This window comes from Zestomonas carbonaria, assembly GCF_904061905.1.
Lineage (GTDB): Bacteria > Pseudomonadota > Gammaproteobacteria > Pseudomonadales > Pseudomonadaceae > Aquipseudomonas > Aquipseudomonas carbonaria.
Window position 1 is genome coordinate 64,204 of sequence record NZ_CAJFCI010000043.1, and the last position, 26,338, is coordinate 90,541.

23 protein-coding genes are annotated in these 26,338 nt (G+C 61.8%); 13 read left to right on the top strand and 10 right to left on the bottom strand.

What is annotated here, in order from left to right; all coding sequences use genetic code 11:
* Window positions 1-134: 134 nt before the first annotated feature.
* From PSEWESI4_RS11175 to PSEWESI4_RS11185, 3 genes are all read left to right on the top strand, one after another.
* Complete coding sequence (locus PSEWESI4_RS11175) at window positions 135-2,672, top strand: fimbria/pilus outer membrane usher protein (RefSeq protein WP_235978914.1); 2,538 nt, start codon at window positions 135-137, stop codon at window positions 2,670-2,672.
* 56 nt (window positions 2,673-2,728) lie between these two features.
* Window positions 2,729-3,763 carry a fimbrial protein gene (locus tag PSEWESI4_RS11180; protein ID WP_187671281.1) on the top strand — a complete coding sequence of 345 codons (1,035 nt, stop codon included), beginning with the start codon at window positions 2,729-2,731 and terminating at the stop codon, window positions 3,761-3,763.
* A gap of 101 nt (window positions 3,764-3,864) precedes the next feature.
* Window positions 3,865-4,875 (top strand): fimbrial protein, encoded by a 1,011-nt coding sequence (locus tag PSEWESI4_RS11185; RefSeq protein ID WP_187671282.1) that lies wholly within the window; start codon window positions 3,865-3,867, stop codon window positions 4,873-4,875.
* Window positions 4,876-4,882: 7 nt separating this feature from the next.
* On the opposite strand, the gene PSEWESI4_RS11190 is transcribed toward PSEWESI4_RS11185, so the two are convergent.
* The gene (locus PSEWESI4_RS11190; protein WP_187671283.1) at window positions 4,883-5,509 is read right to left on the bottom strand and encodes a DUF1780 domain-containing protein; all 627 of its coding nucleotides are present in this window, start codon (window positions 5,507-5,509) and stop codon (window positions 4,883-4,885) included.
* A gap of 117 nt (window positions 5,510-5,626) precedes the next feature.
* Here PSEWESI4_RS11190 and PSEWESI4_RS11195 point away from each other — a divergent pair, with 117 nt between their 5' ends.
* Window positions 5,627-6,052, top strand: coding sequence for a GNAT family N-acetyltransferase (locus tag PSEWESI4_RS11195; protein ID WP_187671284.1), 426 nt, complete (start codon window positions 5,627-5,629; stop codon window positions 6,050-6,052).
* The gene (locus PSEWESI4_RS11200) at window positions 6,049-6,738 is read left to right on the top strand and encodes an energy-coupling factor ABC transporter permease (RefSeq protein ID WP_187671285.1); all 690 of its coding nucleotides are present in this window, start codon (window positions 6,049-6,051) and stop codon (window positions 6,736-6,738) included. The genes PSEWESI4_RS11195 and PSEWESI4_RS11200 overlap by 4 nt, the downstream gene beginning before the upstream one ends.
* Window positions 6,739-6,748: 10 nt before the next feature.
* On the opposite strand, the gene yacG is transcribed toward PSEWESI4_RS11200, so the two are convergent.
* The 5 genes from yacG to pilB form a co-directional block, all read right to left on the bottom strand.
* Window positions 6,749-6,949 carry a DNA gyrase inhibitor YacG gene (gene yacG / locus PSEWESI4_RS11205; RefSeq protein WP_187671286.1) on the bottom strand — a complete coding sequence of 67 codons (201 nt, stop codon included), beginning with the start codon at window positions 6,947-6,949 and terminating at the stop codon, window positions 6,749-6,751.
* Window positions 6,946-7,557: a dephospho-CoA kinase gene (gene coaE, locus PSEWESI4_RS11210; protein ID WP_187671287.1), complete on the bottom strand. Its 612-nt coding sequence runs from the start codon at window positions 7,555-7,557 to the stop codon at window positions 6,946-6,948. Before coaE ends, yacG begins: the two co-directional genes overlap by 4 nt.
* 120 nt (window positions 7,558-7,677) lie before the next feature.
* Window positions 7,678-8,550, bottom strand: coding sequence for a prepilin peptidase (locus PSEWESI4_RS11215; protein ID WP_187671288.1), 873 nt, complete (start codon window positions 8,548-8,550; stop codon window positions 7,678-7,680).
* 3 nt (window positions 8,551-8,553) lie between these two features.
* Entirely contained in the window at window positions 8,554-9,774 is a 1,221-nt protein-coding gene (locus tag PSEWESI4_RS11220) for a type II secretion system F family protein (RefSeq protein ID WP_187671289.1), read from the bottom strand.
* A gap of 155 nt (window positions 9,775-9,929) precedes the next feature.
* Window positions 9,930-11,633, bottom strand: a complete 1,704-nt coding sequence (pilB, locus tag PSEWESI4_RS11225) for a type IV-A pilus assembly ATPase PilB (RefSeq protein WP_187671290.1) — start codon at window positions 11,631-11,633, stop codon at window positions 9,930-9,932.
* A gap of 222 nt (window positions 11,634-11,855) precedes the next feature.
* Here pilB and PSEWESI4_RS11230 point away from each other — a divergent pair, with 222 nt between their 5' ends.
* From PSEWESI4_RS11230 to PSEWESI4_RS25170, 4 genes are all read left to right on the top strand, one after another.
* Window positions 11,856-12,371: a pilin gene (locus tag PSEWESI4_RS11230; protein ID WP_187671291.1), complete on the top strand. Its 516-nt coding sequence runs from the start codon at window positions 11,856-11,858 to the stop codon at window positions 12,369-12,371.
* Between the two features lie 83 nt (window positions 12,372-12,454).
* Window positions 12,455-13,657: a serine hydrolase domain-containing protein gene (locus PSEWESI4_RS11235; protein ID WP_187671292.1), complete on the top strand. Its 1,203-nt coding sequence runs from the start codon at window positions 12,455-12,457 to the stop codon at window positions 13,655-13,657.
* Window positions 13,654-14,682 carry an acyltransferase family protein gene (locus PSEWESI4_RS11240; protein WP_210768843.1) on the top strand — a complete coding sequence of 343 codons (1,029 nt, stop codon included), beginning with the start codon at window positions 13,654-13,656 and terminating at the stop codon, window positions 14,680-14,682. The genes PSEWESI4_RS11235 and PSEWESI4_RS11240 overlap by 4 nt, the downstream gene beginning before the upstream one ends.
* Before the next feature lie 164 nt (window positions 14,683-14,846).
* Entirely contained in the window at window positions 14,847-15,287 is a 441-nt protein-coding gene (locus PSEWESI4_RS25170; RefSeq protein ID WP_187671293.1) for a pilin, read from the top strand.
* A 59-nt stretch (window positions 15,288-15,346) separates the two neighbouring features.
* On the opposite strand, the gene nadC is transcribed toward PSEWESI4_RS25170, so the two are convergent.
* The gene (gene nadC / locus PSEWESI4_RS11250) at window positions 15,347-16,195 is read right to left on the bottom strand and encodes a carboxylating nicotinate-nucleotide diphosphorylase (RefSeq protein ID WP_187671294.1); all 849 of its coding nucleotides are present in this window, start codon (window positions 16,193-16,195) and stop codon (window positions 15,347-15,349) included.
* A 389-nt stretch (window positions 16,196-16,584) separates the two neighbouring features.
* On the opposite strand from nadC, the gene PSEWESI4_RS11255 reads away from it, so the two are divergent.
* From PSEWESI4_RS11255 to PSEWESI4_RS25565, 4 genes are all read left to right on the top strand, one after another.
* Entirely contained in the window at window positions 16,585-18,885 is a 2,301-nt protein-coding gene (locus tag PSEWESI4_RS11255) for a DUF1631 domain-containing protein (RefSeq protein ID WP_187671295.1), read from the top strand.
* A 298-nt stretch (window positions 18,886-19,183) separates the two neighbouring features.
* Window positions 19,184-19,747 (top strand): 1,6-anhydro-N-acetylmuramyl-L-alanine amidase AmpD, encoded by a 564-nt coding sequence (ampD, locus tag PSEWESI4_RS11260; protein WP_187671296.1) that lies wholly within the window; start codon window positions 19,184-19,186, stop codon window positions 19,745-19,747.
* Entirely contained in the window at window positions 19,744-20,574 is an 831-nt protein-coding gene (gene ampE / locus PSEWESI4_RS11265; RefSeq protein WP_187671297.1) for a regulatory signaling modulator protein AmpE, read from the top strand. The genes ampD and ampE overlap by 4 nt, the downstream gene beginning before the upstream one ends.
* 407 nt (window positions 20,575-20,981) lie before the next feature.
* Complete coding sequence (locus PSEWESI4_RS25565) at window positions 20,982-23,012, top strand: methyl-accepting chemotaxis protein (RefSeq protein ID WP_187671298.1); 2,031 nt, start codon at window positions 20,982-20,984, stop codon at window positions 23,010-23,012.
* Window positions 23,013-23,084: 72 nt separating this feature from the next.
* On the opposite strand, the gene PSEWESI4_RS11275 is transcribed toward PSEWESI4_RS25565, so the two are convergent.
* The 3 genes from PSEWESI4_RS11275 to PSEWESI4_RS11285 all read right to left on the bottom strand — a co-directional run bounded on the left by PSEWESI4_RS11275 (window position 23,085) and on the right by PSEWESI4_RS11285 (window position 26,114).
* Window positions 23,085-23,861, bottom strand: a complete 777-nt coding sequence (locus PSEWESI4_RS11275) for a TatD family hydrolase (RefSeq protein WP_187671299.1) — start codon at window positions 23,859-23,861, stop codon at window positions 23,085-23,087.
* A 108-nt stretch (window positions 23,862-23,969) separates the two neighbouring features.
* Window positions 23,970-24,428: an REP-associated tyrosine transposase gene (locus PSEWESI4_RS11280; RefSeq protein WP_187671338.1), complete on the bottom strand. Its 459-nt coding sequence runs from the start codon at window positions 24,426-24,428 to the stop codon at window positions 23,970-23,972.
* Between the two features lie 102 nt (window positions 24,429-24,530).
* Entirely contained in the window at window positions 24,531-26,114 is a 1,584-nt protein-coding gene (locus PSEWESI4_RS11285; RefSeq protein ID WP_187671300.1) for a peptide chain release factor 3, read from the bottom strand.
* Window positions 26,115-26,338: the final 224 nt, after the last annotated feature.

The window sequence follows — 26,338 nt, forward strand, 5'->3', positions numbered from 1 at the left end:
CTTTTCTCCGAGCGGTGGCTGTTTAGTCGCCGGGGGATCGTTTTGTCCCGTGACTACCGAGAGGCTGCGCTTCGATGTTGGCCGGACCCCGTAATTCGACAGTAGTACAGCAGGCCGCTCAGTTTCAGCCCCTGTTGCTGGCTGTTGCCATCGCCGCCGGATTGGCGAGCTGTAGCGCACTGGCCCGGAGTATCGCGGACAATCCCCTGTACGCCGCGTTCAACCCGGCGTTCATCCATGGCAACGACGTCGATCTCTCGCGCTTCGAGCATGGCAACCCGGTAGCGCCGGGCAGCTATCGGGTCGATGTGTACGTCAACCAGGTCTGGAACGGTCGCCAGGAAATCCAGGTGCGCGATGGCGAGACACCTGGCGTCCCGTCCAGCTACTGCTTCAATCGCAGCCAACTGGCCGGCCTCGGCCTGGATATCGAAAAGCTGCCGGATGCATCGGCAGAGCTGGAAGGGGATGACGGTTGCCTGGATATCGGCCGCCTGGTGCCGGAGGCCCGCGTCAACTTCGACCTGGGCGAACTGCGCATCGACCTGAGCATTCCCCAGGCCTACCTGAGCCGCATCGTGCGCGGTTATGCCGACCCGCGTGATTGGGATCGCGGCGTCACTGCGGCATTCGTCGACTACAACGCCAATGCCTATCGCAACGACAACCGGGGCAGCAAGCAGACTCAATACTACGCTGGCCTCAATGCCGGCCTGAACCTCGGCGACTGGCGTTTGCGCCATAACGGCAGCTACAACCAGAGCAGTGGAGACCAGGGCTCCAGCTCGGGCGAGTACTCCTCCATCAGCAGCTATGCCCAGCGCGACATCAGCTCGCTGAAGTCGCAACTGACCGTGGGTGAGTACTACACGTCGTCGGAGCTGTTCGACAGCGTCCCTTACACCGGTGTGCAACTGGCCTCGGACGACCGCATGCTGCCCGACTCGCAGCGTGGCTTTGCCCCGGCGATCCGCGGTACGGCGGAGACCAACGCCAAGGTCACCGTACGCCAGGGTGACAACGTGCTGTACGAAACCAATGTGGCGCCTGGGCCGTTCATCATCGATGACCTCTACAGCACTGGTTATGCCGGCGACCTTGAGGTTACCGTCAGCGAGGCCGACGGTCGCAGCAGGACCTTCACCGTGCCCTTCGCATCGGTAGCCCAGATGCTGCGTCCGGGCGTCTCGCGCTACAGCGTGGTGGCCGGCCAGTATCGCAATGATGACCTCGATGATGCCCCTCATTTCGTGCAGGGCACCTATCAGCGTGGTATCGGCGACCAGTGGACCGGCTACACCGGCAGCATCATCGCCGAGCAGTACATGGCCGTGCAGGGCGGCCTGGCGCTGAGCACCTCGCTGGGCGCGGTCGCCGTTGACGTCACCCATTCCCAGGCATCCGGCCTGCCCGGTGGCGACGGCCTGGGCGAAAGCGCCAGCGGACAGAGTTATCGGATCAGCTACAGCAAGCTGGTGGAGCCGACGGGAACCAACTTCGTGGTGGCGGCTCACCGCTTTTCCAGCGAGGGCTACCTCAACCTCGCCGACTATGCGCAACTGAGCAGCTCCAACGGCGGTGGCGTGCTGCGCCAGCGCAATCGCTTGCAGATCAACGTCAGCCAGCCGCTGGATGGCTTTGGCAATCTGTTCCTCAGCGGCTCCGCGCAGAACTACTGGAATGCTTCCAAGGGTAGCGACATGAGCTACCAGGCCGGTTATTCGAACAGCTTTCGCTGGGGCAGTTTCAACCTGTCCGCCAGCCGCACACGCGATGGCGCCGGCGAATCGGAAACCCGGTACATGCTCAGTCTGTCGATGCCGCTGGGGAGTTCGCCACGTGCGCCGTACCTGAACAGCTCGACCAGTTGGTCGGACTCCGGGGACGCCAACGCCATGGTGAGCGTCTCCGGCACGCATGGTGATCGCAGCCAGCTCAGCTATGGCGTGTACGGAGCGCGCAGCCATAGCGATGGCGAGAATTCCGATAGCGGCGGCGCCAACCTGCAGTACCACACGGCCAAGACCAACATTTCCGCCAGCGTCAGCGGCGGAGAGGGTTACCACCAACTCGGCCTGGGCCTGACCGGCAGCGTGGTGGTGCATCCGGGAGGGGTGAGTTTCAGCCAGTCCCAGGGCGAAACCCGCGTGGTGGTGGAGGCCAAGGGGGCCGATGGCGCCAGGTTGCTCAACAGCAGCGTCGGCACTGTCGACGGCGGTGGCTACGGTGTGGTGGCCGGTCTGATGCCCTACCGGCAGAACGAGGTGGCGCTCGATCCCAAAGGGACTTCGACGGACGTCGAACTACAAACCACCTCGCAGAACGTGGCGCCACGCTATGGCGCTGTGGTCATGCTCAAGTACCCGACCGTCATCGGCCAGCCGTTGTTGCTGACGCTACGTGACGAAGCCGGCAAACAACTGCCGGTTGGCGCCGATGTTCTGGATGGCGCAGGCAACAGCCTGGCCATGGTTGGTCAGGGAAGCCGCGTGTTCCTGCGCAGCGAGGAGCGGCAGGGGCACTTGCAGGTACGTTGGGGGGAAGGGCCGGATCGTCAGTGCCAGGTGAACTACCAGCTACCGGGCGAAGCCGGAGAAGACACGGTGCCGTTCCTGCAGGCCGAGGCAGTTTGCACGAAGCGGCCAGGTCGTACGGAACTCGCTCGGCGTTGAGTCGAGGTGTGCCAGGGAGGTAGTGCGCGGAGGAGCGGAAGGTCACTGAGGTATTCATGAAAAAGTTCTTGTGGTTGCTGGTGCTCCTGGCAGGCCTGCCATCGGTGGGCTGGTCTTGTACCTGGGGGCCAGGTGGGGCTGGTCATGCCGGCATGGGCTCCCAGGTCATCGCATTGCCCTCGTCGCTGACCGTACCTCCCGATAGCAATCCGGTCGGTACGGTGCTCTGGAAGACCAATGGCTGGAGCTGGGTGCCCACAGGTCGCCTGGATCACTGCAGTGCGGGAACCGTCATTGGGCAGATGTCCGGAGACATTGGCCCCCGGATTGGCAACAGCGCGATCCATGAAACCAACGTTCCCGGCATTGGTATCGCCGTGTTCTGGTGCAACCTCGGCGCCAGCAACTGCTCATCCGACCCCCTGGCGACCGGCAGTCTGGGCCAGGGTCAGCTCTGGGCGGAGGTCGGCAGCCTGAACTGGTCGTACAAAGCGGGCCACTACGACCCCTTCACCCAGTTCATGGTCTACCTGGTCAAGACCGGCGACATCAGCCCCGGCATCCTGCAGGTGGGGGGCAAGACCTCCGTGTTCTATGGCGGAGGCCAGTATCGGGTATCCGATCTGACCTTTTCGGGCGTCACGACGGTCACCGCGCCGGCCTGCCTGGTCGACTCCGGCAGCCAGAACATCACGGTAGCGTTGCCCACGGTGGCGAAGACCGATTTCACTGCCGGTTCGCCCGTCCTGACCGGTGCGAACACAGGCAGGGCCTTCAGCATCGACATGACTTGCAATGCCGGTGCCAAGGTGAACTACCGGATCGATGGAAATACGGTAGTGCCGAATGTTCTGGGCAATGCGACCGGTGAAGGGATGGCCGCCGGTGTTAGTGTGCAACTGTTCCGAGGTGGTCTCGACAGCAACATGGTGCAGCCGTTGGCTACCAAGCTGCTGGCGGCCACTACGGTTTCCGAAGGTGAGCGTGTCCGCATTCCGCTGACGGCTCGTTATTACCGGACCGGCGCGGTGAGCGACATCAGCAGCGGGCTGGTTTCCACCACTGCGACCTTCACGCTGTTCTATGAGTGAGTCTTTGGGGTGGCGGCAGCTCAATCGCTGGAGAGCGTGGCTGGGGCTTCCCCTCATTTATGAAGGCTGTGGCGAGTGCCCATGCTGTTGGAGAGAGTTCTATGAAAAAGTGGGTTCTGTCGTTGCTGTTGTTTACGGTGACAAGCCCTGTGGCGTGGGCGGCGGGCTGCAGTTTCGAGTCGGGGTATTCCAAGTCGGTGGCGACCATTCCCTTTCCGTCGGTGATGCTGGGAGTTCCACGGGATGCCCCCGTTGGCACGGAGTTGTGGAGCAGCGGTTGGCAGAGTTTTTCGGGGCCGAGCATCAGTTGTTCGTCTACTGGAAAGGTGGCCGGTACCCTGGCCAGCGGTATCGGGGCTGCAGTGCCAGGGTTCACCAGCAATGGGTTCAGTTCGGTTTTCGCCACCAATGTCCCGGGGATTGGCATCTCGGTGTTCTGGTGCAACCAGGACAATTGCAATCCGGACTATAACCAGGTCACTCCGATATCCAGTCTGGCCTGGGATGTTCAGGCCACCAGATATCCTCTCAAGGTCAAGTGGTGGGTCCGTTTGATCAAGACCGGGGATATAGATACCTCCGGAGGTCCCCTGGCGGTCAGCGGGGTGTCGTCGATCAGCTACGCGAACCTGACGGTGGCCGACCTGATGTTGACTGGCAATTTCATCGTCAACTCCCTGGCCTGTGAGGTCAATCCTGACAGTCGGAATATCACCGTACAGCTCCCGACGGTGGCGAAAACCGATTTCAGTGCCAGCAAGCCCGCCTTGCCGGGTGCGGACAAGGCGCGGTCGTTCAATATCAACATGCTTTGCGATTCAGGGGTCAAGGTGAGCTACCAGATCGACGGTCCCCAGGCACTCCCCGATGTGCTGGCCAATGCAGTCGGCGCAGAAATGGCGACCGGCGTCGGTGTGCAACTGTTCCAGGGCGACGCCCATAGCACCACCGTCGTGCCGCTGGCGACCAAGCGGTTTTTCACCAGTACGTCGCTAGGCCAGCCAAATGTCCGCATCCCGCTGACGGCCCGTTATTACCGGACTGGCGCAGTGAGCGACATCAGCAGCGGATTGGTTTCCACCACTGCGACCTTCACCCTGTTCTATGAGTGAGCCTTGCCTACAGGCCGACTCCCAGGTCGAACAGAACGCTGCGCCCCAGGTTGTTGCGCAGGAAGTCCGGCGAATCGCTGTGGGCGAACAGCACCCTGGCGAAGGTGGGGCCGACCAGGGAGAGTGAGCGCCAACCCTGGCGCAGGTACTCGCTTGGTGGGGGGAAGTTGCTGTTGAAGTCGGGGATGGCGCGTTTCAGGTTGACGTAGGCGAGCATGTCGAGCTCGCCCAGGTCGATGCCGCGCTCCCGGTAATTGTGTGCCTTCTTACGCAGCGTGGGGGCCAGCAGGCCCTGCAGCTCGGCGGTGGATATCCGCTTTGGGCGGGGTTCGCGGCGAATCAGTTGGCTCAGCGAGAAGGCATTGCGGCGGCGCTGCAGTTCGGCGCGCCATTCCTCGTTGAGACGACGGCCGGCGTCGAGCACCAGGAACACCTCGAAACTGGCCTCGCGAAACAGCACATCCGGTGGCTCCTGTCCGGGACCGAACTCCTCTACGTTGTAACTGACGTTCAAGGCGTCCAGCAGGCGTTGGCAGACCCAGCGTTCGCGCTCCCATTTGCGGGCATTCGACAGCATCAGATTGGCTTGTTCGGCCTGGTAGGTGAGCAGGCGCAGATAGTCGGACTCTTTCATGCGATTCAGCTTAGAGCCTGTCGTGAAGCCTTTCATCCATGTGTGGCCGAATGGCGTGCTGGTGTCGACGTGCCCAGAGGTCGGTGTAGACTTGCCGCCATTCCGGGGAGCCTGTCCATGACCTCGATTCGCCCCATCCAGCCTGAAGACCACCCCGCCTTGATGGCGCTCTGGCAGCGTACGCCAGGTATCCAGTTGCGGGCTGAAGACGACTTCGCTCCGTTCTGTGCCTATCTTCGGCGCAATCCCGGCTTGAGCCTGCTTTGCGAGCACGAAGGACGTCTGCTGGGTTGCGTGCTGGTCGGGCATGACGGCCGGCGCGGTTACTTGCAGCATCTGGTGGTGGATGAGTCCTGTCGTGGGCAGGGCCTGGCGCGGGCACTACTGCGCCAGGCGCTGGCGCAACTGGCCGAGCTGGGTATCCACAAGTCACACGTGTTCGTGCTCACCGATGCCCCGGGCGCGCTGGAGTTCTGGAGGGCTCAGGCGGGTTGGTCCGCTCGCTCGGATATCCAGGTCTATTCGAGTCGGAGAGAAGGGTGATCGCGGCTGAACTGCTGTCAACGGAAAGCCTGGTAATTGGCTGGTGTCTGTACCTGCCGGCACTGCTCTGGGCGATCTGGCGTGCACCCTGGCTCGAGCTGTTCAGCGATAGCCGTCGCCAGCACCTGCTGTTCGGAACCATGTTCGCGCTGTTCCTGCTGTGGCTGGTGCGCCGCGACTTCGCCTCGGGCCTTTCCTACCACTTCATCGGCATGACCGCGGTGACTCTGCTGCTCGATTGGCCTCTGGCATTGCTCGGTGGAGCTGTTGCTCAACTGGGGCTGCTGGCCCTGGGCCGTCAGGACCTCGCTGCATTGGGGCTGAACGGTGTTCTTCTGGTCCTGGTGCCGGTACTGATCGCCGAAGGCTGCGCGCAAGTGGTCGAACGGCGCCAGCCACGCAATCTGTTCGTCTATATCTTCTGCTGCGGTTTCTTCCCGGCGGCCCTGACAGCCCTGGTCTGCCTGTTGCTCGGGCTGGGAGTGCTGTGGACCGATGGATATTTCCCGATGCCGCCCTGGCTGGATGAGTTCGCTGGCTATCTGTGGCTGGTGATGTTCCCCGAGGCCTTTATCAACGGCATGGTGATCAGTGCGCTGGTGGTGTTCCAGCCGGAGTGGCTGGAAACCTTCAACCGCACACGCTATTTGCAGGCGCCGTGGAAGAACGACGAGCCCAAGAGTTGATCGAGGAGCGTCAGTGCGCACGCGGCGGCAGATTCTCCGAGAACAGCTCATCCTCTTGCGGATTGCCGGGAATCGCATGTTCTTCCGCGGCCCAGGCGCCTAGGTCGATCAGCTTGCAGCGCTCCGAGCAGAACGGCCGATTCGGGCTTTGCGGGCCCCACTCGACCGGGGCGCCGCAGGTCGGGCATTCGACGATGGTGGGTTGGCTCATGATTCCCGGCCTCCACGCAGGGTCAGATAGAAATTGTGCAGGCGCTCGACTTCGCTTTTCAACCAGCCGAGGTCGCGGTCATTGACCAGTATGTCATGAGCGTGGCGCAGACGCTCCTCGCGGTTGGCCTGGGCCTTGAGAATTGCCTCGACCTGCTCGGGGGAAGTACTGTCGCGCAGGACGGTGCGCTGCACCTGTAGTGCCTCGGGCGCGTCCACCACCAGCACGCGTTGCGCCATGTGGTATTGCCCCGATTCGACCAACAACGGCGAGACCAGGATGGCATAGGGGGATTCGGCCTGGGCCAGGTAGTCGTTGATCTCCTGGCCGATCAACGGGTGCAGCAGGGCTTCCAGCCAGCGCCGCTCGCTTTCGTCCTGGAATATCTTTGCTCGCAAGGCGGCTCGGTTCAGGTTGCCGTCGGCCAGCAGCATCTCGTCGCCAAAGCGCTCGACGATCTTCGTCAGCGCCGGTCGCCCAGGCTCGACCACCCAGCGCGCGGCGTGGTCGGCATCCACGGTGTGCACGCCAAGATCGATGAAATGCTGGGCAACGGCGCTCTTGCCGCTGCCGATACCGCCCGTGAGGCCGAGAATCCAGGGTTTCATAAACGAATCGTGGCTCCCGCCAGCCTTTTCGTGGAGGCGCGATTGTAGTGCAGGGGGAGGTGGCTGGCGAATGCTGTCCAAGTAGGGTGGGCTGAAGCCCACCCTACTACTGTCGCTTGCTCAGTTGAACCCTGCGAACTGCAGGTAGGAGCTGGTGATCTTGTCACCCCAAAGCAGCGCTATCCAGCCGGCAATCGCCAGATAAGGGCCGAAAGGTATCGGCGTACTGGTTTCGGCGTTGCGCAGGCGCAGCAGGATTACTCCCAGGATAGCGCCGACCAGGGAGGACAACAGGATGGTCAGAGGCAGTATCTGCCAACCACCCCAGGCGCCGAGCATGGCCAGCAGCTTGAAGTCGCCGTAACCCATGCCCTCCTTGCCGGTGATCAGCTTGAACAGCCAGTACACCGACCACAGGCTCAGATAGCCGGCCACCGCTCCCCACAAGGCGTCGCCCAGGCTGGTGAACAGGCCGAAGTAGTTGAGGATCAGGCCCAGCCAGAGCAGCGGTAGCACCAACACGTCAGGCAGCAACTGATGGTCGGCGTCGATCAGGCTCATGGCCAGCAGACCCCAGGTCAGCAGCAGCATGGCGCCGGTCTGCCAAGTAAGGCCGAAATGCCAGGCGATATAGGCCGACAGCAGGCCGCAGGTCAGCTCCACCAGCGGATAGCGCAGGCTGATCGGGCTTTTACAGGCGGAGCACTTGCCGCGCAACACCAGGTAGCTCAGCAGCGGGATGTTTTCCCAGGGCTTGATCTCATGGCCACAATGCGGACAGCACGAGTTTGGCAACATCAGGTTGAAGGTCGCTCCCGCCGGCTCGGCCGGCAACTCCAGCGCTTCCCGGGCCTGGACCTTCCAGTCGCGGAACATCATCTTCGGCAGGCGGTAGACCACCACGTTGAGGAAGCTACCGACCAGCAAGCCGAGCAGCAGTGCGCACAAAACAAAGGCCAGCATATGGCTGGCCAGGAAGTCGATAAGAGACATGCGTTAGCCTACAACGCTGCCCAGTTGGAAGATTGGTAGGTACATGGCGATGATCAGGCCGCCGACCAGCACGCCGAGTACGGCCATGATCATCGGCTCCATCAGGGCGGTGAGGCCATCGACCTTGTTATCGACTTCTTCCTCGTAGAAGGTCGCCACCTTGCCGAGCATCTCGTCTAGGGCGCCGGACTCCTCGCCGATAGCGGTCATCTGCACGGCCATGGTCGGGAAGACGCCGGTGGTACGCATGGAGAAGTTGAGCTGCATGCCGGTGGAGACGTCGGACTTCACCTTGTTGGTGGCATTTCGGAATACCACATTGCCGGTGGCTCCGGAAACGGAGTCGAGAGCATCGACCAGAGGAACACCGGCAGCGAAGGTGGTCGACAGTGTCCGGGCGAAGCGAGCGATAGCCGACTTGTAGAGAATATCGCCGACGATTGGCAGTTTGAGGACGGTTCGATCAACCCAGTTGCGGAATTTCTCCGAGCGCTTGTGGGCTTCCTTGAAGGCAAAAGCTGCGCTGAACATGACCAGCAGTACGATAAACCACCATTCCTGAAGCATCTCGGACAAACCGATCACCATCAGAGTAAAGGCCGGTAGTTCCGCGCCGAAGTTGGCGAATACCGACTGGAACTGCGGGACCACCTTGATCAGCAGAATTGCCGAGACGATGACCGCCACCACGATTACGGCGATGGGATAGTTCATCGCCTTCTTGATCTTGGCCTTCAGTTGCTCGGTCTTTTCCTTGTAGGTGGCGATTCGATCCAGCAAGGTTTCCAGGGCACCCGATTGCTCGCCTGACTCCACTAGGTTGCAATACAGATCGTCAAAGTATTCCGGCTTTTTGCGTAGAGAAGCGGCGAAGCTGTTACCGGCGGCCACTTCCTGCTTCACCTCGTCCACCAGCTTGCGCATGTTCGGATTGTCGAAACCCTCGCCGATAATGTCGAAGCTCTGCAGCAGTGGAACGCCGGCTTTCATCATGGTCGCCATCTGTCGGGTGAACAGGGCGATGTCCATGGGCTTGATTTTCTTGCCCTTGCTGAGCAGCGAGGTGGATTTCTTGCGCACCTTGGTCGGGTTGATGCCCTGCTTACGCAGGTGGGCTTTGACCAGCGCAGGGTTCTGCCCGCTCAGTTCGCCCTTGATCCGGGTGCCTTTCTTGTCCGTGCCTTCCCAGGCGAACACACTGGTTTTCAATGCCTTTTCAGCCATCTTTTCGCCCTAGCGATAACGCCTGTTCAATCGTTCCAGACAGGCTGGTTCTTGGTATTTATCAAGCTTGCCCGACATCTTGCAGGAGCGAGCTCTGCTCGCGAAGCCACTCAGGTAGTCCGTGAGCAGGAGCTGGCTCTTCCCCTGTCATCACCTCAATCCTTGGTCACCCTGTTGACCTCTTCCAGGCTGGTGACACCCTGCATGGCCTTCATCAGGCCGGAAGTGCGCAGGTCGGGGAAGCCGTCCTTGCGCATTTGCAAGGCAATATCAATGGAGTTGCCTTCTTCCATGATAATCCGCTGCAGCGCCGGGGTGTTTTTAACCACTTCATAAATACCGACACGGCCTTTGTAGCCGCCCTTGCAATTTTCGCAGCCGACCGGGCCGTAGATCTTGAAGGTGCCGATCTTGTCTTCCGGGAAACCCTCGTGGAGCAGGGTTTCGCGTGGCACCTGCACTTCCTTTTTGCAATGGCTGCACAGCTTGCGCGCCAGGCGCTGGGCGATGATCAGGTTGACCGAGGTGGCGATGTTGAAGGCCGGCACACCCATGTTGCGCAGGCGGGTCAGGGTTTCCGCGGCACTGTTGGTGTGCAGGGTGGACATCACCATGTGCCCGGTCTGGGCTGCCTTGATGGCGATCTCGGCGGTTTCCAGGTCGCGGATCTCGCCGACCATGATGATGTCCGGGTCCTGACGGAGGAAGGCGCGCAGCGCCTGGGAGAAGTCCATGCCCTGCTTTGGGTTGACGTTGACCTGGTTGATGCCTTCCAGGTTGATCTCCACCGGGTCTTCGGCGGTGGAGATGTTCACGTCGGTGGTGTTGAGGATGTTCAGGCCGGTATAGAGCGATACGGTCTTGCCTGAGCCGGTGGGCCCGGTGACCAGGATCATGCCCTGGGGTTGCTTGAGGGCCGTCATATACAGCTCTTTCTGGTCCTCCTCGTAGCCCAGGGCGTCGATGCCCATCTGTGCACTGGTAGGGTCGAGGATCCGCATCACGATCTTCTCGCCCCACAGGGTGGGCAACGTGTTGACGCGGAAGTCGATGGCCTTGGACTTGGAGATTTTCATCTTGATCCGGCCATCCTGTGGTTTGCGCCGCTCGGAGATGTCCAGGCTGGCCATGACCTTCAGGCGTGCCGAGATCCGGGGGGCCAATTGGATAGGCGGGCGTGCCACTTCATGGAGAATGCCATCGGTACGGAAGCGCACCCGGTAGACTTTCTCGTAGGGCTCGAAGTGCAGGTCCGAGGAGCCGCCCTTGATGGCATCCAGCAGCATCTTGTTGACGAAGCGCACCACTGGCGCATCGTCGGCCTCCGGGTTGGTTGCGGCATCTTGCTTGTCATCAGTAACCGATTCGACATCCAGTCCATCCAGATCGACGTCTGCCAGATCCTCCAGGCCGCTATTGGCACTGTCGAAGAACTTCTCGATGGCATCGCCCAGCTTGTCGTCCTCGACCAGGATGGCTTCGGTAGTCAGGCCGGTGCTGAACTGGATATCGGTTACCGCTTGGTGGTTGGTCGGATCGGAGAGCGCCACGAACAGTTTGTTGCCGCGCTTCCACAGGGGAAGTGCGCGGTGCTGGCGAATCAGCTTCTCGCTGACCATCTCTTTAGGTTGGCTGTCCTTGTCGATGCTGGCCAGATCGACGAAGGCGATGCCGAACTGTTCGGCGGCCAGCTCAGCCAGGGCGCGGCTTTTCACCAGTTTGTTCTGCACCAGGTAGGTCACCAGCGGCAGCTTATTGCGCGCGGCCTGCTGCTGCGCCTGCTGGGCGGTTTTTTCATCCAGCAGTTCGGCGAAGACGATCTGCCGGGCCAGGCCCGAAAGGGAGACGCTGTCGTTCATAAGGGGCTCCACTGGGAATGGGTGCCTTATAACCCAGGAACCGAGAGCTGCCAAATCCGTGCTGGAAGGGTGACGATAATTGTCAGTAATTGCTTTAGGGCGCTTGTCGAAAGCTGGAGTAAGTGTAGCGAGCACCTGCTATTGGCGTGTCGGGACTGGCTGGCATGCAATCTGCTATGGCCATTTCAGGCGCATGCCTATCAACCCTCTGAGGAGTATCCAATGAAAGCTCAAATGCAAAAGGGTTTTACCCTTATCGAGCTGATGATCGTGGTGGCGATCATCGGTATTCTTGCGGCCATCGCGCTGCCGCAATATCAGACCTATGTGGCCAAGTCGCAGGTCGCCCGTGTCATGAGTGAGACCGGTGCGCTGAAGACCGCTGCTGAAAGCTGTTTGCTGGAAGGCAGAACCACCGTTGTCACTGGTGACCCGGCTACTACTACTGAGTGCAATCTGGGTTGGACTGGCAGCAACCTGCTGGGCAGTGGTGTTGCCATTCAGGACCCGGGGCTGGTCGTTACTCTGAGCGCTACCGGCGATAGCACAATCGAAGCCACCTTCAAGCAGGGCGCAGCGTCGATCCTGCATGACAAGAAGCTGCGTTGGACCCGCACTCCGGCAGGTGCATGGGGCTGCAGCACTGACGTAGACTCGAAATATCGTGCATCTGGCTGCCAGACTGAACTTGGCGCTACTCCGCCGGAGCAAGATGACAGCGGAACCCCTGATGCTTGATTGAAATTAAAGGCTCACCCCGATTGGGGTGGGCCTTTTCTTTTTTGTGCGGTACTTGTTTTTTGCGATATCAAGTGCGAAAAATGATGAGGCTATTTCGGTTTCCGGTGCTTCTCTTGCTTGTGGGCGGGGTTCTGGTTGTTTCGACTGTTGCCCATTTTTGGATAACGGATCGCCTTGGTATTTCTCGAGCTTTTTATTCTGTCGAGGCTGTCTCTACGCGATGGTCTATTAATTGTTCTGCAGGCTCTCCGGACTGGATGCACGATGCAGTTCGCAGGGCTATTGGCGACAACTACTCTCTTTCCAATCAATTAGCCTATATCGACTGGGGCGGCCATTTACACCATTGTGAAAGTGGTTGGCTGCGTGGAATGCTCACCTCTCCTCGGCTAAATCACGAGCATCGCTTCCGATACGCCAGTACTACCAAGCTGTTTACTGCGGATACCATTCTGAAGCTGGTCGATGCTGGCCAGTTATCGCTGGATGATCGGTTGGTTGATTTGTTGCCGGAGATTGGTCCTGTTGTAGACGGTCGGCTGGCATCGGTAACCATAGAGCATTTGCTGATGCACCGGGCCGGGTTTGATCGGATCCGCTCGCCAGACCCGATGTTTCTGGACGGGCAACGCCCGTGGTGTCCATACAATATCGGCCAACTGGCCCGCATGCGGCTCGATTTTGCTCCGGGCGAGCGGCAAGTCTACTCCAATCTGGGCTATTGCCTGCTTGGTATGGTGATTGAGCGGGTTACCGGTGAGTCCTACCGTGCGTGGGTGTCGCGTGAATACGCACTCGATGACGCCGATATTCGTTTTGTCGACGGTGGGTTCTTCGATGATGAGGTGAGCTATGACTTTCGCAACAGCGATGTTTATGGCGAGTGGTACTCGAAGTATTTCGATTTCAATGCGCTCTCTTCGGCCGCCGGGCTTTCAGGAAGCGCTGAAGCGCTAGCTCGAGTTGTGCGAGGTATGGTGCTGCGAAGCTCGCTGAACCTGACGTCGTACGATGTATCGCCGGACTGCGACGAGACGGTGCTGCGATCTTGCTATGGCTATGCTTTCTATAAATTGCGGAAGCCGAAAAGGGATTTCTACATTCATGTACAGCCAGGCTTCTTATATGGCATGTCGGCAGTGGCGCTTGTCGATAGCAAGGGTGGTGTTCTAGTCTGGCTGGGGAATGGGATGCCTAGGGCGGGTGACGCGGTCGGAGACAATATGACTGTCCACTTGCTGGATGTGTTGACTGATCATTACGCACGACAGGCAGGTGAATGAACGATCGGATGCGCTACAACGCCAGCCTTGATGGGCTGCGTGCGCTGGCGGCGCTGACTATCGCCTTCTATCACGCTCACGTGCCGGCGATGCCGGGTGGCTTCTTCGGTGTCGATATCTTCTTCGTACTATCGGGCTACCTGATCACCCGGTTGCTGGTCGACGAGTACCACGCCAGCGGTACGGTGCAGTTGCGCCGCTTTGTCGCGCGGCGCTTGCGCCGGCTCTACCCGGCGTTACTGTTGATGCTGCTGGTCTATCTGCTGATCGCGCCGCTGGTGTTTGCGCAGGTGTCCTTCGGTAAGCATCTGCTCGATACGATGTGGTCGGCACTCTACCTCGCCAACTATGCCAGCGCATTCGGCTTTCCAATGTCGATGCTCGGCCATGTCTGGAGCCTCGCGGTGGAGGTGCAGTTCTACTTGCTGTGGCCGCTGCTGTTCCTGCTATTAGTTCGGATGCCGCGCCTGTGGGTGGTGGGCGCCATCGCTTTGTTATATCTGCTGGCTTCTGGGTGGCGCTGGTGGAGCTTCGATCATGCCTCTGATCCCTGGCTGATCTATACCCGCGCCGACACCCACTGCAGCGGGCTGCTCTTGGGCTGCCTGCTTGGCTATCTGAATCCTCGGCGGATTCATCGCTACTGGATCGTCGTAGCGGTGGTGGCCCTATTTTTTGCTGTGACCTTTTTTAGCTGGCCGTGGGGGACGACGGCGCGCTTCGGTTTCCCGCTGGTGGAGGTGTGTGCGGCGCTGTTGATCCTGTCGCAGCCGAAATGGCTTGGCTGGAGGCCGCTAGCGTGGTTTGGTCGTATCTCCTATGGCTTCTATCTGTGGCATTTCCTCATGATGCGCGTGCTGCAGGAGTGGCAGTGGCACTGGCTGGAAGTTTTTCTGATGGGCTCGCTGGCCGGGTTGGTGATGGCGACTCTCTGTTACTACCTTGTCGAGCGCCGCTTCCATAGGGCGTGGTTTGAGCGGACGGCGCCGGCTGTCAAGGTCGGATCGGCACCATCCGCCTCGTGAGCGTTGTGCTGGCGGTTGCGTCGGTCGCTGAAAATTGACAGCTACTGACAAGGCTTGTCGATGCCGTTTCTCGGTGTTCTTGTGCCAACACAATAAGTTAAAAGATTTTTTATGTGGCACGAGTTGTGCCCCTGTATCGGGTAGTCGAACTTAGGGGGCGGTCGATGCCTGTATTGAAAGTTAAAGGGTTTACCCTGATCGAACTCATGATCGTGGTGGCCATCATCGGTATCTTGGCCGCCGTCGCAGTACCCATTTACCAGCAATATATCGCGACGACCCAGATCAAGCGGGTATATGCGGAGCTGTCGGAGTATCGGGCTGTAGTGGAGGAACGCTTGGCCAACGGGGCCGGCAGTATCAGTAACGATGATCTGGGCTATGTGCCCTCGAATCTCACCCAAGCTGTGGTGGGCGATCTGGTCACTGTCAATGCAGATGGTTCGAGCAGTCTACAGGTGACGCTGGGCGGCAGTATCAGTCCTGCCGTGGCAGGGACGCTGGTGGTGTTGAATCGCAGTGTTGATGGGGGCTGGACATGCGATATCGACGGCTCTGCCGCTCCGGCTTGGCGGGATGCTTATATGCCGAGAGGGTGCGAGTAAGGCGACGCAGTACTCATCCGCTCGTTCGGGGCATTTCTGGGAGTTGATGACAGCCTCCTTCACAAACTCAACCGCATCGACAAATCCACCGCCTTCACATCCTTGGTCAACCCACCAATCGAGATATAGTCCACCCCAGTCTCGGCGATAGTCCGCAATGTGCTTTCGCTGATTCCGCCCGAGGCTTCCAGTTTCGCGCGGCCGGCGGTGATTTCCACGGCGTGACGCATATCGTCGAGGCTCAGTTCGTCGAGCATGACGATATCGGCGCCGGCCTCCAGTGCTTCCTTCAATTCCCCCAGGCTTTCCACTTCCACCTCCACCGGCTTGCCGGGGGCGATCTTGTGGGCGGCGGTGATGGCCTGGGCGATGCCGCCGCTGGCGGCGATGTGGTTTTCCTTGATCAGGAAGGCGTCGTAGAGGCCGATGCGGTGGTTGTGGCAGCCGCCGCAGGTGACCGCGTATTTCTGGGCCAGGCGCAGGCCGGGGAGGGTCTTGCGGGTGTCGAGCAGTTTCACGTCGGTGTCGCTGACCAGGTCGGCATAGTGGCGGCACTTGGTCGCCACGCCGGAGAGCGTCTGCAGGAAGTTCAGGGCGCTGCGTTCGCCACTGAGCAGGGCGCGGGCCGGGCCTTCCAGGGTGAACAGGACCTGATTGGATTGCACCCGTTCGCCGTCCCGCACTTGCCAGCGCACCGCCACGCGTGGGTCGAGCTGACGGAATACCGCATCGACCCAGGCGCTGCCGCAGACGACGGCGGTTTCGCGCGTGATCACGCTGGCGTGGGCCAGGCGTTCGGCGGGAATCAACTGGGCGGTGATGTCGCCGCTGCCGATGTCTTCAGCCAGGGCGCGGCGGACGTTTGCCTCGATCTCGGCGCTCAGGTCGGCAAGGGTCAGGTTGGGCATGGCGAACTCCGCAGTAAACAGGGCTTGGCCGTCGCGGCGGCCGGGAATGCGTGAAGGATGCCGTAGCCCGCCTGGCGATGACAAAGGGTTGGGCTCCGGGAGGGCGGGATTATAGAGGCAGCCGACAGCCGGCGTAGAGTGATTGCGACGTGCCATGATTTTTGTGATATCAAGCCAGGCAGAATGAAGGTAGGGCGGGAGCCTGGTCGGTGTTCATCTGTGACTTGGTTCATGTCTGGGTGAAAAGCTTGCGTGGGGCTTGCAGATTGATCCCTATAATGGCTTTACTTTTCCCATTATTGACGCCAGACCTTTGACGTTAAGGATAACGCTTCGCCGACTGCTGTGCGGCCCGCCACACCGGATGGCGGGTTTGCTGGAGATCCGCAATGACCGACGCGAAAGTGGTGCACCTCACCAAGGTAGCCCCTGAGCACTCGCCAAACTCGCCGGTAGGAAGACTGCCCGTGGCGTTGACCCCTGTGCGCGACAAAGCTGCGCATCAGCTCAAGCAGGCATTGCAGGCGTTGTTCGATAATGCGGACGACACGCTGTTCGAGATGGCTGATCGCGCCACCAGCAATGCCGAGCAGAATGCTTTCTTCGAAGCCATGCGCGACCTGCGCCTGAAGCGCAAGAACATCGAGCGCAGCTTCCTGCAGAAGCTATTCGAGTCCTTTTCCTCGCTCAACCAATACGAAATCGGCAAGGCGCCGCAATTGGACGCGGTGTCGTTCGACAGCCTGTCGCTGGTCCAGAACGATGAGCTGGAGGAGCGTGTAGCCATCGATTCGATGGTCGCCAAGGTCATGAGCCGCGATGCGCAGGCGTTGGGGCATCTGACCACCCGCCTGAATGCGATGATCGCCCGCAAGCTCGACGACAAGAGCAACCCGCTCGGTCCGGAGGCGCTGTGTGGCGCTTTTCTCGATGCCTGCAGCAGCCTCGGGGTGGAGATCAAGGTCAAGCTGATCATCCTCAAGCTGTTCGAGAAATATGTGCTCAGCGGGTTGGGGCTGCTCTATGACGAGGTCAACCAGTCGCTGGTGGCCGCCGGGGTTCTGCCTGAGCTGACATCCACGCCGATGCGCCGTCGCGCCGTGCAGCAGCCTGGTGGGCGCTCCGCGCAGGGAGACGTGCCGTTGGTTTCTGGCGCGGAGCCTTATGCCGATGGCGGCGAGGTCCAGGAAGTGTTCGGCGCCTTGCAGGAGCTGTTGTCGCAGGTGCGTGGCGTGGCCGCTCCACGGCGCGAGTTGCCGGCCGATGCGATGCCGATCACCAGTAACGACCTGACCCGACTGCTTTCCCATCTGCAGCAGCGCGTGCCGATGCGGGCGATGGACGATTTCGACCTGCGCATGCAACTGGAGCAACTGCTTGGCCGCGTCAGCGCCAGGAGTGGCAAGGCACGGGTGGTGGGCGAGGTCGATGAGGATGTCATCAACCTCGTGTCGATGCTCTTCGAGTTCATCCTCGACGACCGCACCCTGCCGGATTCGCTGAAGGCACTGATCGGTCGCCTGCAGATCCCGATGCTCAAGGTCGCGGTACTGGACAAGACGTTCTTTAGCCGTGGCAGCCATCCGGCGCGGCGCCTGCTCAACGAGATCGCTTCGGCAGCCCTGGGCTGGGCCGAGCAGGGCGATGTGCAGCGCGATAGCCTGTACCAGAAGATCGAGCAGGTGGTACAGCGTCTGCTGAATGACTTCGTCGATGATCCGGCGATCTTTTCCGAACTTCTGGCGGACTTCCTGGCGTTCGTCGGCGATGAGCGCCGGCGCAGTGAGCTGCTCGAGCAGCGTACCCGCGATGCCGAGGAAGGCAGCGCCAAGGCCGAGATGGCCCGCCGTCAGGTGGAGCAGGCGCTGAATGACCGTCTGCTGGGCAAGACCTTGCCCGAGGTGGTGGTTCGCCTGTTGCAGGAAGCCTGGAGCAAGGTGTTGATGCTGACCTGCCTGAAGCACGGGGTCGAGTCGGATGAGTGGCAAGCGGCGCTGGCGACCATGGATGACCTGGTGTGGAGCGTCGAGCCACACGAAGGGCTCGAGGCGCGGCAGCGATTGCTGGAACTGGTGCCGGGTCTGCTCAAGGCGTTGCGCGAAGGTTTGACCAGTGCGGCGTTCGATCCGTTCTCCACAGGCGAGTTCTTCAGCCAGTTGGAGGCCCTGCATGTGCAGGGCCTGCAGCGCTTCAAGCGTCCATTGCCAGAGGCCGAGCCTGTGGAGGCCGCCGTGGAAGTGGCCGATGAGTCAGCGGCGCCGGAAGTAGGTATTCCGCTGCTCGATCTGTCGAGGACGGATGAGGAGGAGGCCGAGGCGCCCGCGATGGTGGCGGTGGTCGAGGAGATCGTCCTGTCCGCGCCGGGCGAAAGCCGCTCGATGGAGCAGGAAGTGGTCCTGCCGGATGACGATGAGGCGCTGCTGCAGGTGGATAACCTGCGGGTAGGTAGCTGGGTCGAGTTTCAGGAGGACGAGGAGCACAAGCTGCGCTGCAAGCTGGCTGCGGTGATCAAGGCGACTGGCAAGTATGTGTTCGTCAACCGTACCGGCATGAAGGTGCTGGAGAAGACCCGCATGGGGCTGGCGGTGGAGTTCCGTCGTGGTGCTATCCGCCTGCTTGACGACGCGCTGTTGTTCGACCGGGCGCTGGAGTCGGTGATCGGCAACCTGCGCCGGCTGAAGAACGCCTGAGCTTTCCGATAGATACATGGACAACGCCCGGAGATTCCGGGCGTTGTCGTTTTTACGAAGCGCTTTTGTAGGGTGCGCCGTGCGCACCGAGCCGAGTTCCTGCGCGAAGATTCAGACCTTATTCGAAGCGGTTGGGCTGAAAGTCCGGGCAAGGGGCGACAGCGCATTGGCGTTTCTTCGGTGCGCACGGCGCACCCTGCAAAGGCATTAGGTGGGGCAAGCCGGTGCTCCGCGTCGGCATTCGCACTTGGCCGTACCACCTCACTGCTCTAGAGTGGGCGCACTGAAGGAGTTCTGCATGCGCCTGGATCCCCGGACCGGCTGGTGCCAGGGTGTTCGTCACTGCCCGTCGGCCAATTTCAATGCTCGCCCGTTGGGGGAAATCTCCCTGCTGGTGATCCACAACATCAGCCTGCCGCCTGGACAGTTCGGCACTGGCAAGGTGCAGGCGTTCTTCCAGAACTGCCTAGTGGCGGACGAGCATCCCTATTTCGCGGGTATCGCCGAGATGCGCGTATCGGCACATTTCCTCATCGAGCGCGACGGTGCCGTCACCCAGTTCGTTTCCTGCCTGGATCGTGCCTGGCATGCCGGGATATCCCGCTTCGAAGGGCGCGAGAACTGCAACGATTTTTCCATTGGCATCGAGCTGGAGGGCACGGACGAGTTGCCCTTCACTGACGAGCAGTACCGTGTGCTGGTCGAGTTGACCCGGCAACTGCGAGAGGCCTACCCGGCGATCGGGCTGGAGCGGATCTGTGGGCACAGCGATATCGCGCCGGGGCGCAAGACCGATCCCGGACCGTGCTTCGACTGGACACGTTTCCGCACGGCGCTGCTGGATGAAAGGAGTGAGGCATGAGTTTCCTGGTATTGCTGCTGGTGCTGTGGGTGGAGAAGTTTTCCGGTTGGCGCCGGCGTATCCAGCATGACGGGCCCTGGCTGCACCTGCTGACCCGGATGGAGGCCAACGCCGTGGCGGCGCCTTGGTCGCGGCTGGTGGTGCTGGTGCTGCTGCCGGTGGTGGCGCTCGGTCTGCTGCTGTTGCTGTTGCAGCCGTTGGCCCATGGCTGGCTGGCGCTGCCGGTGCACCTGCTGGTGCTGATCTACAGCCTGGGACGCGGAGACGTGCTGGCAGCACTGGGGCCGTTCCGCGATGCGTGGCGGCGTGGCGACAGCCAGGCGGCCTACCATGTCGCCGAGCGTGACCTGGGCCTGGTGGCCGACGAGGGTGGTGTGTTGCTGTACCGCGTGCAGGGCTACTTGTTGTGGCAGGGTTACCAGAGCTTCTTCGCGGTGATCTTCTGGTACGCCTTGCTCGGCCCGATGGCTGCGCTGGCCTATCGGTTGCTGGCCCTGACCTGCGAGTACGCGCAGCAGCCGGCGCTGCACGAGCGAGCCTTGCAGGTGCGCCATGCGCTGGACTGGCTGCCGGTGCGGGTGTTGGCGACGAGCTTCGCGCTGGTCGGCAACTTCATGGCGGTGACCCGCGTGGTGTTGCATGAGCTGCTGAACTGGGATATCTCCGCCGCCCGTCTGGTGGAAAAGGCCGGACGTGCCTCGGACGATCTGCCGGAGCCCGAGCCTGGCGAGGCCGGGGTAGCCAGCCTGGATGCGCTCTGGCAATTGCTGGTGCGGGCCGCGGTGCTCTGGTATGCCGCCTTTGCCCTGTGGACGTTGCTGGTCTGATCCACAGGTACGACGGCTGCCGATACCAGGCGAATGACCCATCTGCGTCGCTGAGCCAGTCGGCCGGCGTCTGCGAAAACGCCTTCGCGGGCATCTCCTCTCCCGTGCCTGGCTGCAAGTGCCGGGCTAGACGCTCCCGCTCTTTTCCATGCGGCATTCCCGACGGAAAGGGCCGGGAAACGGGCACTTTAACCTTAAGTTACAGAGCTGTTAGCCGATATCGGGTATACAGAACACTCGTTCCGTTTTATTGGGCTGTGACCTGGGTCACGCCTCGCTTTCGTCCCTGATCCCGGCAGGTGCGAGGGCGCAACGAACGGCAAGGCAGAGTGGTGCAGGGCCCGCCAACCATTACCCGACCACCCGCCGCTGGGGCATAACAATAAAATGCGAACAGGAGACATCTTGTGAAGACCGCGTTGTATCCGGCCATCGCGCTGATGAATCGTCTTAGTTTTGGCATGAAGTTCAGCCTGATCAGTGTGCTGTTCTTCCTGCCGATGCTGGTCACCAATTTCTACCTGGTTCGCGATTCCTACGACGAATTCGTCGCCACGCGCGTGGAGCTGGAAAGCATCGATCTGCTGGGTAACAGCCTCAAGCTGCGTCGCGGCCTCGAGGATCTTGGCGACCTGACGGAAATCAACGTGCTGATCGGCCAGTCCGCCAAGGCGGGCGACCTCGAGCCGCGCATCAAGGGGCTCGAGCAGGAAGTGATCGATCTGCTGCAAGGCATGACCCCGGTGGCTCGTGTCGGCGAGCAGGTCGAGGCTTTCAATGCCAAGCGTGACGAGTTGCTGGCGGAGCTCAGGGCCGTCAGTGCGGAAAGCTCGCTGCAGAGCAAGGCGGGGATGCTCGAGAAGGCATACGGCAATGCCCAGGTGTTCATCCAGTTGATCATCGCCCAGGCCGGCTTTCCGCAGGATAGCGAGGCCGAGGTCCGCCAGTTGTCGGACCTGGTGACCAGTGCGACCGCGCGGGTGACGGCGGCGCTGAGCGTCGGTCGTTCGATCGGCAGCGCGTCGCTGGGACAAGGCTTTCTCAATTCCTCCTCCAGCAGCAAGCTGGACGATCTGCTGCTGACCCTCGAGAAGCTGCACGCCGAGTACGGCATGGGCCTGCAGAATGCCCTGGCCGGCAGTTCGCAGGCCACAGCGGCCCTGCAGTCGGCGGCGGACGCCAGCCAGGCGACCCTGAAGGACACCGCGGCGCTGATCGAGGAGAGGGTGGTCGTCGCCGATACCCTGGACATGCCGTGGGAGAGCTTCCACGACCAGCTCAGCGCGGCGATGGACAAGACCCAGCAGCTCAATGACGCGGTGCTGGCCTTTCTCGACCAGCAGTTGCAGGAACGCTTGCAGCACAAGCGTGTGCAGATGGTCCTGCTGGTCGCCGCGCTGGTGGTGGTCTTCCTGCTGATCGGTTACCTGTACGCCGGCTTCTATGTATCCACCCGCACTACTTTGAAGGGATTCGGCCAGGTGATGGACAAGGTGGCCGCCGGCGATATGACCGTCAGCTTCCGCGCCCAGAGCCGCGACGAGCTGGGTGAGTTGGGCGAAGTATTCAACGGCACCGTGGAGAAGATCCGCCACCTGATCGAGCGGGTTGGCCGTACCGTGGTCGAGGTCGAACTCCAGGCCAGCCGCGTGGAGGTCGTGTCCGGCGAGAGCAACCAGGCGGTCGCCGGCCAGCGCAACCAGATCGAGCAGGTGGCCACGGCGATGAACGAGATGTCCGCCACTGCCCAGGAGGTGGCGCGCAGTGCCGCCGCGGCGGTGGACAGCGCGCAGAGCGTCAACCATGAAACGGCCAGCGGCCGCGCCCTGGTGGAGTCGCAGGTCGGCAGCATCCAGCGGCTGGCCGGGGAGATCGACCAGTCGGTGGCGGTGATCAACCAGTTGGCTGCCGACAGCGCTTCGATCAGCCAGGTGCTCGATGTGATCAAGGGCATCGCCGAGCAGACCAACCTCTTGGCCCTCAACGCGGCCATCGAGGCTGCGCGGGCAGGTGAGCAGGGCCGTGGCTTCGCGGTGGTCGCCGACGAGGTACGCAACCTGGCCAAGCGTACCCAGCAGTCCACCGAAGAGATCGAGAAGATGATCGCCAAGCTGCAGGGCGGCGTCGGCGCGGCGGTGAAGGCCATGAGCGTCAGCCACCAGATGGCCGACGGCACGGTCAGCGAGTCGGCCAAGGTGCAGCAGGCGCTGGAGAACATCCTCGGCGCGGTGAGCATGATCGTCGACCAGAACCAGCAGATCGCCGCGGCCGCCGAGCAGCAGACCGCCGTGGCCCACGACATCGATCAGAACATCGTCGAGATCAACCGTGCCGGCGAACGGACCGCCGAAGGCGCCAACCAGACCGAGCAGTCCAGCCGCGAGTTGAGCGGCCAGGTGGCGCAGCTCAAGCAGTTGATCAGCGCGTTCCGAGTCTGATCACCTGGTTCAACGACAAGGCCCGCCAAATGGCGGGCCTTGTCGTTATTGGCGAGTGCCGATGGGGATGATTTACCAGCCGAACAGCGCCCGTGCGTTGGCGCTGCTGGCGGCGGCCAGTTCTTCCGGGCCGATACCGCGAAGCTCGGCCAGCGTGGCGCAGATTTCCGGCAGGTACTCGGGGCTGTTGCGCTGGCCGGGGTGCATGGCCGGCGCCATGTCCGGCGAGTCGGTCTCCAGCACCATGGCCTCCAAAGGCAGGCTGGCCACCACCTTGCGCAGGCGGTTGGCTTGCGGCCAGGTGGCGGCTCCTCCGAGCCCGAGCTTGAAGCCCAGCTTGAGGTATTCCCTGGCTTCCTCCGCGCTGCCGGCGAAGGCATGGACGATGCCGCCGCGTTTCAGTCTGATCCGCTTGAGCGTGGCTATGGTCGCCGCATGGGCGCGACGCACGTGGAGCAGCGCCGGCAGTTCGAATTCGGCGGCCAGTCGCAGTTGCGCCTCGAACAGCTCCTGCTGGGCGATGCGGTCGAGGTCTTCGAGGTAGTAGTCCAGGCCGAACTCGCCCAACGCGCAGAGCCTGGGATGGCCGGCCAGCCGGTCCAGCCAGTCGCGCAGTTCGTGCAGATGCTCGGGACGGTGCTCGTTGAGGTAGACCGGGTGCAGGCCGAAGGCCGCGTAGAGTCCATCCTCCCGCTGCACCAGATCCCACAGCCGCTGCCAGTTGGCCCGGTAGACGCCGAGCACCACCAGCCGCTCCACGCCCAGCGCCCGGCAACGCGCCAGCAGCTCGGCGCGATCGGCGTCGAAGTCGGGGAAGTCGAGATGGGTGTGGGTATCGATCAGGTGCATGGGCGCATCATACGCCGCCTTCTTGTTCTTGTAGGAGCCAGCTTGCTGGCGATCCGAGTCATCCCGACACGCCATTGATCGCCAGCAAGCTGGCTCCTACGGGGCGGTTCAAAGCCATATGGCGTCCCAGTGCGGGTAGTCGCCAATACGTGTCACCAACCCGGCGCGCAAGGGATTGGCGACCACATAACGTGCCACTGCCGCCAGATCTTCTTCCTGGCGCAGGGCGTGGTCATGAAAGCCTTTCTGCCAAAGACGGTTTCCGGCATTTCCGGCGGCCCTGTCGATGGCAATCGCGCTGCGTGATTTCAGTCGTTGCATCAGTGCCTGTAGTGGTAGCGATTCCAGTTGCACCAGCCAATGCAGATGATCGGGCATCACTACCCAGGCTTGGGACTCATCGTGCAAGCGGCGCATCTCGCCGACCAGCAGGCGGGCAGGTTGCCAATCGAGGAACACGGGGCTGCGATTCCGGGTGACCGTCGTCAGCAGACAGGCTCTGCCGGGTTCGGAGATGCGCCCGCGCCGTAGCGCATGGCCACGGTGGGTGAAGAGACTGGAATCCATTCCAGAAACTCCTTTGTTCGTTGTAGGAGCCAGCTTGCTGGCGATCCGAGTCTCATCCCGGCACGCATTGATCGCCAGCAAGCTGGCTCCTGCAGGGTGGGGTCAGTGATGCTCGCGCGTCGCCCTGAACTTCACGTCTGGCCAGCGTTCTTCCATCAGGCTGAGGTTGACGCGGGTCGGGGCCAGGTAGGTGAGGTGGCCGCCGCCGTCGACGGCGAGGTTCTCGTAGGCCTTGTCCTTGAATTCCTTGAGCTTCTTCTCGTCCGCGCATTCGATCCAGCGTGCCGACCAGACGTTGATCGCCTCGTAGGCGCACTCGACCTTGTATTCCTCCTTGAGGCGGCTGGCGACCACGTCGAACTGCAGCACGCCGACCGCGCCGAGGATGATGTCGTTGTTGCGCTCGGGGAAGAACACCTGGGTTGCGCCTTCCTCGGCCAGTTCCTGCAGGCCCTGGCGCAACTGCTTGGATTTCAGCGGGTCTTTCAGGCGCACGCGGCGGAACAGCTCCGGGGCGAAGTGCGGGATGCCGGTGAAGCCCAGCACCTCGCCTTCGGTGAAGGTGTCGCCGATCTGGATGGTGCCGTGGTTGTGCAGGCCGATGATGTCGCCGGCCCAGGCCTCATCCAGTTGTTCGCGCTCGCTGGAGAAGAAGGTCAGCGCGTCGGCGATCTTCACGTCCTTGCCCAGGCGCACGTGGCGCATCTTCATGCCCTTCTCGTACTTGCCGGAGCAGATGCGCATGAAGGCGATGCGGTCGCGGTGTTTCGGGTCCATGTTGGCCTGGATCTTGAACACGAAGCCGGAGAACTTCGGCTCGACCGGCTCCACGTTGCGCTCGTGGGTGGCGCGGGCCAGCGGCGGCGGGGCCCAGTCGACGATGCAGTCGAGCACCTGGTCGACGCCGAAGTTGCCCAGCGCGGTGCCGAAGAACACCGGGGTCATCTCGCCCTTGAGGAAGGCGGTCTCGTCGAAGGCATGGCAGGCGCCCTGGACCAGTTCGAGCTGTTCGAGGAAGTCGTCGTACATGTCGCCGAGGTGGTTGCGCGCCTCGTCGGAGTCGAGCTTGTCGATGATCTTCGCCTCGGTGCGCTCGTGGCCGTGGCCCGGCACGTAGACGATGATCTTGTCCTGGGCCAGGTGGTAGACGCCCTTGAAGTCCTTGTAGCAGCCGATCGGCCAGGTGATTGGCGCGGCCTTGATCTTCAGCACCGCCTCGATCTCGTCGAGCAGTTCGATCGGATCGCGGATGTCGCGGTCGAGCTTGTTGATGAAGCTGACGATGGGCGTGTCGCGCAGCCGGCAGACTTCCATCAGGGCGATGGTCCGCGGCTCGACGCCCTTGCCGCCGTCGAGCACCATCAGCGCGCTGTCCACCGCGGTCAGGGTGCGGTAGGTGTCTTCCGAGAAGTCCTCGTGGCCGGGGGTGTCGAGCAGGTTGATCATGTGCTCGCGGTAGGGGAACTGCATCACCGAGGTGGTGATGGAGATGCCGCGCTGCTTCTCCATCTCCATCCAGTCGGAGGTGGCGTGGCGGTCGGACTTGCGCGACTTCACCGTACCGGCGACCTCGATGGCCTTGCCCATCAGCAGGAGCTTCTCGGTGATGGTGGTCTTACCGGCGTCGGGGTGGGAGATGATGGCGAAGGTACGGCGCTTGGCGACTTCGGCGGCCTGGGTGGTCATGGGAGTGTGCCTGGCTGAATGGGTTGCGGGGCGCGGACGGCCCGGAAAGGCGCGGGATTATAGCCGGAATCGCTCGACCATTCAGGCTCCCCGGACATGAGGCTCTTTCCAGCGTGTCATCATTAGCCTTGCGGATCGAGTGAGCGCTCAAAACCCTGCCGGCCCGCACGGACGGCCCCTCTCCCATTCATGGGAGAGGGCTGGGGAGAGGGAGCTTGGGTTCG

Coding starts and splice junctions, on each gene's coding strand:
- pilB (WP_187671290.1), bottom strand. CDS start 11,633: ATGAACGACAGCGTCTCCCTTTCGGGCCTGGCCCGGCAGATCGTCTTC.
- PSEWESI4_RS25170 (WP_187671293.1), top strand. CDS start 14,847: ATGCCTGTATTGAAAGTTAAAGGGTTTACCCTGATCGAACTCATGATC.
- ampD (WP_187671296.1), top strand. CDS start 19,184: ATGCGCCTGGATCCCCGGACCGGCTGGTGCCAGGGTGTTCGTCACTGC.
- PSEWESI4_RS11215 (WP_187671288.1), bottom strand. CDS start 8,550: ATGTCTCTTATCGACTTCCTGGCCAGCCATATGCTGGCCTTTGTTTTG.
- ampE (WP_187671297.1), top strand. CDS start 19,744: ATGAGTTTCCTGGTATTGCTGCTGGTGCTGTGGGTGGAGAAGTTTTCC.
- nadC (WP_187671294.1), bottom strand. CDS start 16,195: ATGCCCAACCTGACCCTTGCCGACCTGAGCGCCGAGATCGAGGCAAAC.
- PSEWESI4_RS11230 (WP_187671291.1), top strand. CDS start 11,856: ATGAAAGCTCAAATGCAAAAGGGTTTTACCCTTATCGAGCTGATGATC.
- PSEWESI4_RS11240 (WP_210768843.1), top strand. CDS start 13,654: ATGAACGATCGGATGCGCTACAACGCCAGCCTTGATGGGCTGCGTGCG.
- yacG (WP_187671286.1), bottom strand. CDS start 6,949: ATGAGCCAACCCACCATCGTCGAATGCCCGACCTGCGGCGCCCCGGTC.
- PSEWESI4_RS11235 (WP_187671292.1), top strand. CDS start 12,455: ATGATGAGGCTATTTCGGTTTCCGGTGCTTCTCTTGCTTGTGGGCGGG.
- PSEWESI4_RS11190 (WP_187671283.1), bottom strand. CDS start 5,509: ATGAAAGAGTCCGACTATCTGCGCCTGCTCACCTACCAGGCCGAACAA.
- coaE (WP_187671287.1), bottom strand. CDS start 7,557: ATGAAACCCTGGATTCTCGGCCTCACGGGCGGTATCGGCAGCGGCAAG.
- PSEWESI4_RS11280 (WP_187671338.1), bottom strand. CDS start 24,428: ATGGATTCCAGTCTCTTCACCCACCGTGGCCATGCGCTACGGCGCGGG.
- PSEWESI4_RS11195 (WP_187671284.1), top strand. CDS start 5,627: ATGACCTCGATTCGCCCCATCCAGCCTGAAGACCACCCCGCCTTGATG.
- PSEWESI4_RS11185 (WP_187671282.1), top strand. CDS start 3,865: ATGAAAAAGTGGGTTCTGTCGTTGCTGTTGTTTACGGTGACAAGCCCT.
- PSEWESI4_RS11180 (WP_187671281.1), top strand. CDS start 2,729: ATGAAAAAGTTCTTGTGGTTGCTGGTGCTCCTGGCAGGCCTGCCATCG.
- PSEWESI4_RS11255 (WP_187671295.1), top strand. CDS start 16,585: ATGACCGACGCGAAAGTGGTGCACCTCACCAAGGTAGCCCCTGAGCAC.
- PSEWESI4_RS11285 (WP_187671300.1), bottom strand. CDS start 26,114: ATGACCACCCAGGCCGCCGAAGTCGCCAAGCGCCGTACCTTCGCCATC.
- PSEWESI4_RS11220 (WP_187671289.1), bottom strand. CDS start 9,774: ATGGCTGAAAAGGCATTGAAAACCAGTGTGTTCGCCTGGGAAGGCACG.
- PSEWESI4_RS11275 (WP_187671299.1), bottom strand. CDS start 23,861: ATGCACCTGATCGATACCCACACCCATCTCGACTTCCCCGACTTCGAC.